Origin of the sequence: Phenylobacterium sp., assembly GCF_036402295.1 — a bacterium.
Taxonomy (GTDB): Bacteria; Pseudomonadota; Alphaproteobacteria; order Caulobacterales; family Caulobacteraceae; genus Phenylobacterium.
Map to the genome: position 1 here is coordinate 1 of NZ_DASWTE010000206.1, position 12,352 is coordinate 12,352.

The 12,352-nt window shown below is 70.1% G+C and carries 12 protein-coding genes; 5 read left to right on the top strand and 7 right to left on the bottom strand.

The window, feature by feature from the left end:
- The 7 genes from VGD44_RS12845 to VGD44_RS12875 form a co-directional block, all read right to left on the bottom strand.
- On the bottom strand, window positions 1-399 hold a 399-nt coding region (locus tag VGD44_RS12845; protein WP_331087591.1), incomplete at its 3' end, for a TonB-dependent receptor plug domain-containing protein.
- Window positions 400-516: 117 nt separating this feature from the next.
- Window positions 517-1,452: a helix-turn-helix domain-containing protein gene (locus VGD44_RS12850; RefSeq protein WP_331087593.1), complete on the bottom strand. Its 936-nt coding sequence runs from the start codon at window positions 1,450-1,452 to the stop codon at window positions 517-519.
- Window positions 1,453-1,542: 90 nt separating this feature from the next.
- Window positions 1,543-2,547, bottom strand: coding sequence for a PDR/VanB family oxidoreductase (locus VGD44_RS12855; protein ID WP_331087595.1), 1,005 nt, complete (start codon window positions 2,545-2,547; stop codon window positions 1,543-1,545).
- 9 nt (window positions 2,548-2,556) lie between these two features.
- Window positions 2,557-3,282: a GntR family transcriptional regulator gene (locus tag VGD44_RS12860; protein ID WP_331087597.1), complete on the bottom strand. Its 726-nt coding sequence runs from the start codon at window positions 3,280-3,282 to the stop codon at window positions 2,557-2,559.
- A gap of 6 nt (window positions 3,283-3,288) precedes the next feature.
- Complete coding sequence (locus VGD44_RS12865; protein WP_331087599.1) at window positions 3,289-4,338, bottom strand: aromatic ring-hydroxylating dioxygenase subunit alpha; 1,050 nt, start codon at window positions 4,336-4,338, stop codon at window positions 3,289-3,291.
- Between the two features lie 84 nt (window positions 4,339-4,422).
- Complete coding sequence (locus tag VGD44_RS12870) at window positions 4,423-5,985, bottom strand: AMP-binding protein (protein WP_331087601.1); 1,563 nt, start codon at window positions 5,983-5,985, stop codon at window positions 4,423-4,425.
- Window positions 5,986-6,090: 105 nt separating this feature from the next.
- Window positions 6,091-6,579, bottom strand: coding sequence for a MarR family transcriptional regulator (locus VGD44_RS12875; RefSeq protein WP_331087604.1), 489 nt, complete (start codon window positions 6,577-6,579; stop codon window positions 6,091-6,093).
- Between the two features lie 156 nt (window positions 6,580-6,735).
- Here VGD44_RS12875 and VGD44_RS12880 point away from each other — a divergent pair, with 156 nt between their 5' ends.
- The 5 genes from VGD44_RS12880 to VGD44_RS12900 all read left to right on the top strand — a co-directional run.
- Window positions 6,736-8,205: an aldehyde dehydrogenase gene (locus VGD44_RS12880; protein WP_331087606.1), complete on the top strand. Its 1,470-nt coding sequence runs from the start codon at window positions 6,736-6,738 to the stop codon at window positions 8,203-8,205.
- A gap of 23 nt (window positions 8,206-8,228) precedes the next feature.
- Complete coding sequence (locus tag VGD44_RS12885) at window positions 8,229-9,053, top strand: p-hydroxycinnamoyl CoA hydratase/lyase (RefSeq protein ID WP_331087607.1); 825 nt, start codon at window positions 8,229-8,231, stop codon at window positions 9,051-9,053.
- Between the two features lie 46 nt (window positions 9,054-9,099).
- Entirely contained in the window at window positions 9,100-10,308 is a 1,209-nt protein-coding gene (locus tag VGD44_RS12890) for an MFS transporter (protein ID WP_331087609.1), read from the top strand.
- Entirely contained in the window at window positions 10,298-11,488 is a 1,191-nt protein-coding gene (pobA, locus tag VGD44_RS12895) for a 4-hydroxybenzoate 3-monooxygenase (protein WP_331087611.1), read from the top strand. Before VGD44_RS12890 ends, pobA begins: the two co-directional genes overlap by 11 nt.
- 6 nt (window positions 11,489-11,494) lie before the next feature.
- The coding region (locus VGD44_RS12900) for a Gfo/Idh/MocA family oxidoreductase (RefSeq protein ID WP_331087613.1) at window positions 11,495-12,352 on the top strand (858 nt) is incomplete at its 3' end.

A 12,352-nucleotide genomic window follows, 5' to 3' on the forward strand; every position in this document is an offset into this window, starting at 1 on the left:
CAGCAGGTCCTGGTTCGCGCCGACGGTGCGGGCGAGGTAGACGCCGTCGACGTAGATGCCGACGCCCGGGTCGATGTTGAAGGCGAAGTCGTCCGAGCCGATGCCGCGGATGAAGGCCGAGAGCACCGCCGGCGACCCGGAGAACGGCGTGCCGCCGTCCAGGGTGACGTTGGGGGCCAGGTTCGACAGCTGGGCCACGTTGCCCACCGCCCGCTCCTGCAGCGCCTCGGATGTGAAGGCCGAGATCGTGATCGGAACGTCCTGCAGGTTCTGCGACCGCTTCTGGGCGGTGACGACCACCTCTTCAAGCGCGGCCTCCTGCGACCAGGCGACGGCGGGCGCCGCCGACAGCATGGATGCGGCGATCAGCAGGGACTTGAGCGACAGCTTGCGAGGCATTCGGTAGACCTCCCCTCGTATTTTCGTTGCCCCGAGGAGAGCACCACGACAGCGCCGGCGCTTGGCCAAGCGCGAAGTCGACTTTCACAGCCGCGAAATCGTTGCGCTTTTTCGCTCTCAGGCGGCGCGATAGTCGCGCGGCCCCACGCCGTAGCGGGCTTTGAACGTCCGGCTGAAGTGGCTGAGGTCGTTGAACCCCAGGCTGAAGCCCAACTCGGTGATGTTGCAGCCCGAGCCGTGTCTGCGGAGCTGCTGCGCGGCCAGCTGCAGCCGCTTGCGGCGGATGTAGGCCAGCGGCGTGGTGGCGATGTCGGCGAACGCCATCTGCACGTAGCGCGGGCTGAGCCCCAGCGCGCGGGCGACGCCGGTCACGCTGAGCTCGGGATCGCAGAGGTTCTCGTCGACGAAGCGGCGGATGCGCTGGCGAGAGCATGTGGGCTGGGACGCCGGGGCGGCCGGGGCGAAGCCGTGGGCGGCCGCCAGCAGGTTGATGGCGGCGTCCAGCAGCGGCCCCTCGCAGTCGGCCTCGTCGGCGGCGGAGGGGGCGGCCCAGAGGTTGTGCACAAAGGCCGAGAGCAGCGAGGCGCCCAGGCTCTCGACGCCGAGGCGGCGGCCGACCAGGGCGTCGGGATCCTCGAACCGCGCCGCGACCCGGTCCTCGGGCAGGCGCAGCACCAGCATGCGGTTGGGCTGGTCGAAGCGGATGCTGTAGGGCCGCGAGGAATCGCACAGCATCAGGTCGCCCGGCTCCAGCACCGCCTCGCGGCCGTCCTGGAGATTGAGGCTCGAGCCGGTCTCCTGGATGTGGAGCTTGAAGTACCGCGCATGCTCACGCCCGCCGGACGGGCGGTGACGGCGGACGATGGCCGCGCTGGAGGCGATCCGCGACAGGTCCAGCCCGCCGAACCGGCGCACGTCCATCACGCCCTCGAACGAGTCGTCCGCAGCGTCCACGGTGATGTTCTCGAAGGCGCCGTTCACGACGCCGTTCCAGGCATCCAGCCCACGCACCAAAGTGCGGGCGACCCCTGCGTCCAAGCCCTGCTGCAGCATCGGCCCTCCCCCTACCGGACGGCGATCTCCACGTCGCTTCGGTCCGGCGTCTTCGAATGTTATGTCATATAACCGATAACGGCGAAGCTGTCAGCCGAACACCTTGCTTGGCGTGGTGGACACATCGCCGCGCCACGGCGGCTCGATCGTGATCACGCCGCCAGCCATGCGCGAGACGCAGGCGCAGATCTTGCGGCCCTCGTCGCGCTGGCCCTCGCTCAGGAACACGTCGCGATGGTCGATGACGCCGTCGGCGGCGACCACGTCCAGGGCGCATAGCCCGCATTCGCCGCGGCGGCAGTCGGCCAGCACCTCGACGCCGGCCTCGGCCAGGGCGTCCAGCATCGAGCGCGTCTCGGGAACCTCTATTTCGACGCCAAGGCGCGGCGCGCGGACGGTGAACGCCGCGTTCGGATAGCGCCCGCTGGAGCCGAAGGTCTCGAAACGCAGGCGCGTCGCGGGCCGGCCGGCTGCGGCCCAAGCGGCGCGAGCGGAGTCCAGCATCGGGACCGGCCCGCAGACATAGGCCTGGGCGTCGGGCGCCAGGGCCGCGAACGCCGCCGCCAGGTCGGGCGGGCCGCCGGCCTCGTCGTCGGCGAAGACCGCCAGCCGCCGGCCGAGCGCGGCCCCCAGTTCGTCGAGATAGGCCATCTCGCCCCGGCTGCGGCCGGCGTACAGCATCGCCACCTCGGCGCCGCGGCGGCCCAGCACGCTCGCCATCCCGACCATGGGCGTCACGCCGATCCCGCCGGCCACCAGCAGATAGGGCGCGGGCTCCAGCGACAGCTCGAAGCTGTTCGTGGGCGGCGTCACCTTCAGCCGTGCGCCAGGCTGGAGCGACCACATGTAGCGCGACCCTCCGCGCGAACGCGGCTCGCCCTTCACGGCGATCCGGCGAAGGGCGCCGCCACCCTCGCCCACCAGCGAATACGACCGCATGTCCGGCCGCCCATCGATCAGCACCTCGACGTCGATGTGCGCGCCTGGCGTGTGCGGCCCGGTCCAAGGCGTCTCGAGCGTGAGCTCGCGCACCTGCGGGGCCGCATCGCGGATCGCCGCGACGACGACGGTGTCCCAATGGTCGACGTATCGCATAGGAGTTCCTTAGGCGCGGCGCGGGGCGATCAGGGCGGCGCCACGCACCTGGCGCAGGGCGTCCTGGTCACGCATCGCCAGTTCCAGGTTGCGGCGGGCGAGCCGGGCGTGCTCGCGCATGATCGATTCCGCACGGGCGCCCTCGCGGTTCTCGATGGCCTCGACGACGCAGCGGTGCTGGTCTTGGGCGACACTGAGGATGTGGCGCGCCTGCGGCTGCATCGCCTGAACCATCACGAAGCCGCTCGGCGAGGCGAACGGCAGCGCGTAGGCCCGCGCGATCTGCTGAGCCAGCATCGGACTGTCGGCCAGCGCCACGAGCTGTTCGTGGAAGCGGGCGTTCAGCTCCACGTAGCGCTCGAAGTCCGCCTCGGTGAGACGCGGGGCGCCGACCACCGCGTCGATCTCGGCGAGGCAGGCCTTCAGCGGCGCGAGGCGCTCGGGACTGGCGCCCTTCTCGGCGGCCAGGCGCGCGGCCAGACCCTCCAGCACGCCGCGTAGCTCGATGGCCTCGTTGACCTCCTGCTCGGAGAAGGCGCGAACCGCATAGCCGCCGGACGGAATGGCCTCGACCAGCCCCTCCTCCTGCAGTCGGGCCAGCGCCGCGCGCACCGGCGTGCGCGAGACGCCCAGGCGGTCGACCACGGCCAGCTCCTGCAGACGTTGGCCGGGCGCCAGCTCGCCGCTCAGGATCAGGTCGCGCAGCTGCAGCAGCGCCGAGACGGTCTGGGACACGCGGGGCTACTCCGCCGCCATAGCGGCCGGGTGCTCGGCGTCCACCATCCGGTCGATCAGGCGCCGGGCCCACATCGCGCCGGCGTCTATGTTGAGGTTGTAGAAGATGTGGTCGGGGTGCTCGTCGATCGCCCGTTGCTGGGCCTCCACGATCGCCTCGTCCTCGGCGAACACCTTGGTGATGGCGTCACGGATCTGGGTCGTCACCTTCTGCTCGCCCAGCTGGTAGTCGCGGACGTTGGCCCAGAAGTAGTGGCAGGTCTTCTCGGTGGCCGGCGTGATGGTGTTGATCACCACCATGCTCACGCCCTGGCTGCGGTCGCCCTGCGGCGCCCCCGTCCCGGCCGGCGCGACGCCCACGTCGATGGCCACGGTGCACGGCGCTTCGAAACGGATGATCTGCCAGCGGTCGACGTTACCGGGCTTTCCCAGCTGCTGACGCCAGAAGGGCGGCGGGTCGATGTCGATCATCCAGCGGGTGACCATGGCGGTCTTGTCGCCACAGGTGACATCGAACGGCGCCTCGGCGACGGCCTCGTTCCCGATGCTCGAGCTGTGGATGTAGGTCTCGTGCGTCAGGTCCATCAGGTTGTCGACGATCAGGCGATAGTCGCACTTCGCGTGGATCACCTTGCCGTCGCCGGCCCAGGCCGGATCGTGGTTCCAGTGCAGGTCCGGCACGAGGGCGGGATCGGCCAGCGCCGGATCGCCCGGCCAGATCCAGACGAAGCGGTGCTTCTCGACGATCGGGAAGCTGCGCACGCAGGCCGACGGGTTGATCGTCTCCTGCGACGGCATCCGCACGCAGCGGCCGTGCGAATTGAATACAAGACCATGATATCCGCACTGAACGTCGTCGCCGCGGAGCTTGCCCATCGACAGCGGCAGCAGCCGGTGCCAGCAGGCGTCTTCCAGGCACGCGGCATCGCCATTCTCTTTGCGATACAACACGATCTTCTTGTTGCAGATCGTCCGCGGCAGCAGCTCGCGCTTCACCTCGGCGTCCCAGGCGGCCGCGTACCAGGCGTTCATCGGGAAGGTGGGCCGGGCGGTCATCTCGCGAGTTCCTCGTTCTTGTATACAATGAAGCCAGGCCAGCCATGTCTGTCAAGCGGCGGCAGGCCTGGGTTCAACGGTCAGTCAGGCGGGCGTCTGCGACGTGGCGCGGTGGCGCGCCTTCAGAAGGTCCTTGCGCACTTTTCCGGAGCCGGTGCGCGGCAGGTCGGAGGTCACTTCCACCACTCGGGGCCGCTTGTAGCCCGCGAGCCGCGCGCGGCAATGGGCGGTCACAGCCTCCGCGGTAAGCGCGGCCCCGGGCGTCGGGACCACATAGGCGATGCCGGTCTCGCCCCAGCGGGCGTCGGGCGCGCCGACCACCGCCACTTCCGAGACACCCTCCAGTTCCAGGATCGCCGCCTCGATCTCGGCCGGATACACGTTCTCCCCGCCCGAGATGAACATGTCCTTCCAGCGGTCCACCAGGAAGTAGAAGCCGTCGGCGTCGCGCCGCGCGGCGTCGCCGGTCTTCAGCCAACCATCCCGGAACGCCTCGGCCGTCGCCTCGGGCCGCGCCCAGTAGCCGGCGGTGATGTTCTGGCCCTTGAGCCACAGCTCACCGACCTCGCCGTCGGCGACGTCACGGCCGTCGGGCGCCACCAGCCGCACCGCCACGCCCGGCGCCGGTCGGCCGGCCGATCCTGCCTTGGCCCGCACCAGATCCAGGTCGCCGATCGGCATCCCCAGCACGGTGCCGCTCTCGGTCATGCCATAGCCGTCGATGATCATTACGCCGTCGTCGACCCAGCGGTGGATCACGGCCGCGGGGATCGGGGCGCCGCCGGTGCACAGCGCCGTCAGCCGGGCGAGGGCCGCCGGCGAGAAGCCCGGCTCCTGGCGCATCATCTGGGCCATTTGCGGCACGCAGAAGAAGTGGGTGATCCCGAGCTCCGGATCGGCCAGCCGGCGCAGGGTCTCGCCCGCTTCGAACTTCGGCGAGATCACCAGCGTCGCGCCCACGTGCAGCGTCGTGCGACAGACCGCGTAGAGACCGACGGTGTGGAACATCGGCATGTCGCAGAGGAACACCGCGTCGGGCCCCACCTTCCCGACCGCCGCGAAGCTCTCGGCGCAGGCCCGGGCGTTCCGCTCCGAGATCATCGCGCCCTTGGGCCGGCCGGTGGTGCCTGACGTGTAGAGCAGGGTCGCAGGCGCCTCGTCCGGCGCCGCCACAGCGCGGACCGGCAACGGCGGCGACGCGGCGACGCGGGCGGCGAACCCGGCTGGCCCTGCGTCGAACGCGACCAGGGTTGTGCCCTTGAACCTCGCCAAGGCGGCCAGGGCGGGCGCGAACTCAGGCTCGTACACCAAGAGCCGCGGGCCCGCGTCATCCACGAGTACCGCCAGCTCCGGCCCGGGCAGCCGCCAGTTGAGGGGCTGGAAGATCGCGCCGACCCGTGCGCAGGCGAGCTGCAGCGAGAGCACGTCGATGCTGTTGCGCGAAAGCGTCGCGACGCGCTCCCCAGCCGGCGCGCCGAGCTCGGCCTCCAGCCACGCGGCGCACCGGTCCACCCAGGCGTCGAGCGCCGAATAGGTCAGGCGTCGCCCCGAGCCGAGGTCGATACAGGCGGTCTTGCCGGGAATCTCCCGCGCATGGCGGGCCAGCCTGGCCGGTCCGTCGGCGCACGGGCGCTGGGCCTGATCCATCTTACGGCGCGGCGCGTGGACGGCCGCCTCCCTATGACGCTTCCTGGCGCGTCGCCGAGGCGTGCGCTCTTCTTCTTATATTGGATAATTGTTATGTGACATACGTCAAGCCATTCCCGCGATCCGGCTGAGCGCCTCCAGCACCATGTGCTTGTCCATGTCGTCGCCCAGGGCAGCGGTCACGCGATCGGCGTGCTCCAGGTGGGCCGCCTTGGCCTGGGCAAGCAGCTTCTCCCCGTCGGGAGTCAGCGCCAGCGCGTAGGAGCGGCGGTCGCCCGGCGCGGCGCCGCGCTTCACGAGGCCGCGGCCTTCGAGCTGGTCGATGATGGTCACCAGGTTGGGCCGCTGGATGCTCAGCGCCTCGCCCACTGCCTGTTGCTTCAGGCCCGGCGTGGCCTCGATAACGAGCAGCACCGAGAAGTCCGTCGGACGCAACCCGAACGGACGCAGCGCCTCGATCAGGTCCTTGAAGACCGCCACCTGCGCCAGGCGCAGGACGAAGCCGATCTGCGCGTCGAGCCCGCCCAGAGCGACTCCAGGCGAGTCGGGATCGGCGACTTCACGTGTGGCGGCCGAGGTACGCGACTTGCTCATTGGTCTTTGAATTCTCTCATCTTTCTGCCCCCAGCAGGGAACCCCCGGCGCTGCGTGTTCCGGCCACTTTTAGATGATGACATCCAATTATTGTTATGTCATATACCTATTTGACCGCGAGCACCGAACGATCTCGCCGCAGGCCGGAGGAACACCATGGACCAGATCGCCGCGAAGCCGCGCCTCGCCCTGCTGATCGACGGTAAGGACGTGGAGGCGACCGGCCAAGCCTGCTTCGACCGGCTTGACCCGATCGCAGGCACGGTGGCCACCCGAGCAGCCGCCGCCAGCCCCGCCGACGCCCACGCCGCGGCCAACTCCGCCGCGGCCGCGTTCCCCGGCTGGTCCGAGCTCGGCCCCAATGCCCGCCGTGCGATCCTGGCCCGCGCCGCGGACCGCCTCGAGGCTTTGGCCGGCAATTTCGTGGCGGCCATGCGCGAGGAGATCGGCGCCACCGAGGGGTGGGCCCGCTTCAACGTGATGCTGGCGGCCGGCATGATCCGCGAGGCGGCCGCCATGACCACCCAGATCGCCGGCGAGGTGATCCCCTCCGACAAGCCGGGCTGCATCGCCATGGCCGTGCGCCAGCCGGTCGGCGTGGTCGTCGGGATCGCGCCGTGGAACGCCCCTGTGATCCTCGGCGTGCGCGCTGTCGCCACGCCGCTGGCCTGCGGCAACGCGGTGGTGTTGAAGGCCTCCGAGGTCTGCCCGCGCACCCACCGCCTGATTGGCGACGCCTTCCGCGACGCTGGCCTGCCGCCGGGCGTGCTCAACGTGATCACCAACGCCCCCGCCGACGCCCCTGCCGTGGTCGAAGCCCTGGTCGCCCACCCCGCCGTGAAGCGGATCAATTTCACGGGTTCCACGAAGGTCGGGAAGATCATCGCCCGCCTGGGCGCCGAGCACATGAAACCGGTGCTGCTGGAGCTGGGCGGCAAGGCGCCGCTGCTGGTGCTGGAAGACGCCGACCTGGCCGAGGCCGTCAAGGCGGCCGCCTTCGGCGCCTTCATGAACCAGGGTCAGATCTGCATGTCGACCGAGCGGATCGTCGTCGTGGACGCGGTGGCCGACGCTTTCGTCGAGATGTTCGCCGCCAAGGCCCGCACCCTCGTCGCGGGCGATCCGCTGGAGGCGAAGACGCCGCTGGGCGCAGTGGTCGACAAGGCCGCCGCCGCCCGCGTGCAGGGTCTCGTGGATGACGCCGTGGCCAAAGGCGCGCAGATCGTGGCCGGCGGCGAGGCCGACGGCGTGCTTATGTCGGCCACCGTGCTCGACCACGTCACGCCGGTCATGGCGATCTACGCCGAGGAGTCCTTCGGCCCCTCGGTCAGCATCGTCCGCGTGAAGGACGAGGCGGAGGCCATCGCGGTCGCGAACGACACCGAATACGGACTCTCGGCCGCGGTCTTCACCCGCGACATCGCCCGCGGCCTCAAGGTCGCCCGGCAGATCCAGTCGGGCATCTGCCACGTCAATGGCCCCACCGTGCACGACGAGGCCCAGATGCCGTTCGGCGGCGTCAAGGCCAGCGGCTGGGGCCGCTTCGGCGGCAAGGCCGGCATCGCCGAATTCACCGACTTGCGCTGGATCACCATCGAGACCCAGTCCGGCCACTTCCCCATCTGACATCGAGAGCGAACGGAATCCCCATGTCCACCGAACCCTACGAGGGCGTCGTCAAGGTCGACTTCGACAACGGAGTCGCCTGGGTCACCCTGAACCGCCCCGACAAGCGCAACTGCATGAACCCCACCCTCAACCGGGTGATGCACGACGTGCTCGACGACCTGGAAGACGACGATCGCTGCGGCGTCCTGGTGCTGACCGGCGAGGGAACGTCCTTCTCCGCGGGCATGGACCTCAAGGAATATTTCCGCGAGACCGAAGCCAAGGGCCACATGGCCACCCGACGCGCCCAGCGCGACAGCTACGGCTGGTGGCGGCGTCTGCGCTGGTTCGAGAAGCCGACCATCGCCATGGTCAACGGCTGGTGCTTCGGCGGCGCCTTCGCGCCCCTGTTCGCCTGCGACCTGGCCATCGCCGCCGACGAAGCCCAGTTCGGCCTTTCGGAGATCAACTGGGGCATCCTGCCTGGCGGCGGCGCGACCAAGGTGGTCGAGCAGCTGATGAACCAGCGCCAGGCCATGTACTACATCCTGACCGGCGAGATGCTGGGCGGGCAGAAGGCCGCCGAGCTGGGGCTGGTCAACGAGTCCGTGCCGCTGGGAGATCTCCGTGGCCGCGTTCGCGCCCTGGCCGACGTGCTGCTGGCGAAGAATCCGGTGACGGTGAAGGCCGCCAAGGACGCCTTCAAGCGGGTCATCGACATGACCTACGACGACGCGGAAGACTATCTGGTGGTCCGCCAGGAAGCGGCCAACCACCTCGACAAGACCGAGGGCCGCAAGGAAGGCATCCGCCAGTTCATCGACGAGAAGAGCTACAAGCCCGGTCTCGCCAGCTACCGCCGCTAGTTCCAGCGCCACCGCCCGCCAGAGGCGGAGCGCACGAGGAGGACACATGACCGCGATCCCCGCCGCCAAGGCCGCCGCCCGCACCGGCGCGGCCGTCCCCCTCTGCTTCGCCGTGGCCCTGCTTGAGGGCTACGACATCCAGGCGATCGGGGTGGCGGCGCCGAAGCTGATCCCGGCGCTGGGCCTCTCGCCCGGCGAGGCGGGGATCGCCTTCGGCGGCGGCATGGCGGGGCTCGTGGTGGGCGCGTTGATCGGCGGCTGGCTCGCCGACCGCATGGGCCGCAAGCTGCTGCTGGCCGCGGCGGTGGCGATGTTCGGGCTGGCCACCCTGGCGACCATGGTGGCGGCCGACTATCCGTCGCTGCTGGCCGCACGCCTGGCGACCGGCCTGGGCCTGGGCGTGGCCATGCCCGTCCTGGTGGCGATCGCGCTGGAGGTGGCCGGCCCTGCCAAGCGGACCCGCACCGTGACCGCCATGTTCTGCGGCATGCCCGCCGGCGGCGCCTCGGCGGCCCTCTTCGCGGCATTTGCGTTCGACCACTTCGACTGGCGCAGCATCTTCCTTGTTGGCGGCGTCCTGCCGCTCCTCCTGCTGCCGGCCCTGATCTTCCTGATGCCCGAAACCCGGGGCGCGAAGCCGGCGGCGGCGGCTCCGCCCGAGGGCGGCGTAGCAACCCTGTTCGGCGGCGGACGCGCGTTGGTCACCCTGCTCTTGTGGCTGACCTTCGGCCTGACGCTTCTCGTCCTGTACCTGCTGCTGAACTGGCTGCCGAGCCTGGTGACGGCGCGCGGCCTCCCCGCCACCGCCGGCGCCCAGGCCGCCATGGCCTTCAACCTCGCCAGCGTCGCGGGCGCGCTTGCGCTGGGCCGCATCGTCGACCGCGTCGGCGCGCGGGCCCCGGTCGCGATGGCGTATCTCGGCCTCCTGGCGGCCATGCTGGGGCTGGCGCTGTCGCAGGCGCTGATCCCGATCCTGTTCTGCGCGGCCGCTGCGGGCTTCTGCCTGCTGGGCGCGCAGTACTCCCTCTACGGGGTGACGCCGATGTACTACCCGGCCGCCTCGCGAGGTCTCGCCACTGGCGCCTCGGTCGCCGTGGGCCGCCTGGGTTCGATCGCCGGCCCGCTGGTCGCAGGACAGTTGCTCGGCGCGGGCTTCACCGCCGGCGGCGTGGCCGCGGCCATGGCGCCCGTGGTGGTGGTCGCCGGTCTCGCGGCGACCCTGATGACGTTGAAGGCGAGCCTCCATGAGCGGTAGCCGCCGGCGAACCCAGGTCGCCATCATCGGCGCCGGTCCGGCCGGCATGCTCCTCGCCCACCTGCTGCGCCAGGCGGACGTGGACTGCGTCGTGATCGAGCGACGGGACCGCGACTATGTGGAAGGCCGCGTCCGCGCCGGCGTCCTGGAACAGGTCACCGTCGACCTGATGGCCCGCCTGGGTCTCGACCGCCGCCTGCGCGAGGAGGGGCTGGTCCATACGGGCACGAACCTGGCCTGCGACGGCGAGGTTTTCCGCATCGACATGGCGGCGCTCACCGGCGGCTCCGCCGTCGTGGTCTACGGCCAGCAGGAGGTGATGCGGGACCTCTTCGACGCGGCTGGCCCGCGTGGCGTGGAGATCATGTTCGACGCCCACGACGCCGCCCTCCACGACATCGGCTCCCCACAGCCCTATGTCACCTGGCGCCAAGACGGCCTCGAGCACCGGCTCGATTGCGACGTGATCGCCGGCTGCGACGGATTCCACGGCGTGAGCCGCACCAGCATCCCGGCCGAGGCCCTGGCGACCTTCGAGCGGGTCTATCCCTTCGGTTGGCTGGGTGTGCTGGCCGAGGCGCCGCCGTGCGACCACGAGCTCATCTATTCCAACCACGAGCGCGGCTTCGCGCTGGCCAGCATGAGGTCGCCCACGCGGAGCCGCTACTACATTCAATGCAGCCTGGACCAACGGATCGAGGACTGGCCCGACGATCGGTTCTGGGACGAGCTATGCCTGCGGCTGGGTCGCTCAGCGGGCGGCCGCGTCACCCGCAGCCCGTCGTTCGAGAAGAGCATCGCGCCGCTGCGCAGCTTCGTGACCGAACCCATGCGCTACGGCCGCCTGTTCCTGGCCGGCGACGCCGCCCACATCGTGCCGCCCACGGGCGCCAAGGGCCTGAACCTGGCGGCGTCGGACGTGATCATGCTGAGCGAGGCCGTGACCGAGTACTACCGCACCGGCTCGGACGCCGCCTTCGACCGCTACTCGGACCGCGCGCTGGCCCGGGTCTGGAAGGCTGAGCGGTTCTCATGGTGGTTCACGGGTCTTACTCATCGGTTCCCCGACATGACGGGGTTCGACCGCCGGATGCAGACCGCCGAGTTGGCGTACATCCGCGGCTCCCGCGCCGCACAGACCGTGATGGCCGAAAACTATGTCGGCCTGCCCCTGGAGTAGACCCGAATGAGAGTGATCCTGGCCGGCGAGGGTGCGTTCGGCGTCAAGCACCTGGAGGCGATCGCCGCGATTCCGGATGTCGAGGTCGTCAGCCTGGCGGGCGGCGTGGCCGAGGCTACGAAGGCGACAGCCGAGCGGTTCGGGATCGGGCACTGGACGCTCGACCTGGCCGAGGCGTTGGCCCAGCCGGGCGTGGAGGCCGCGCTCTTGGCCACGCCCACGCCGATCCACGCCGCCCAGGCCATCCAGTGCCTCGAGGCGGGCAAACACGTGATGGTCGAGATTCCCATGGCCGACCACCTGGCCGACGCCGAGCGGCTCGTGGAGACGGCGCGCCGCACCGGGCTCGTCGCCATGTGCGGCCACACTCGGCGCTTCAATCCCTCGCACCAGTGGATCCACAAGCGTATCCGCTCCGGCGAGCTCAACATCCAGCAAATGGACGCGCAGACGTACTTCTTCCGCCGCAAGAACCTGAACGCGCTCGGCCAGCCGCGCAGCTGGACCGACCACCTGCTGTGGCACCACGCGGCCCACACCGTGGACCTCTTCGCCTACCAGACCGGCGAGGAGATCAGCGTCGCCCGCGGCGTCCAGGGGCCGATGCATCCCGAGCTGGGCATCGCCATGGACATGTCGATCCAGCTGAAGGTCCCGTCGGGCGCGGTCTGCACCCTCAGCCTCTCGTTCAACAACGACGGGCCGCTGGGCACCTTCTTCCGCTACATTTGCGACAACGGCACCTACATCGCCCGCTACGACGACCTCGTCGACGGCAAGGAGCAGCCGATCGACGTCTCCAAGGTGGACGTCTCGATGAACGGTATCGAGCTGCAGGACCGCGAGTTCTTCGCCGCCATCCGC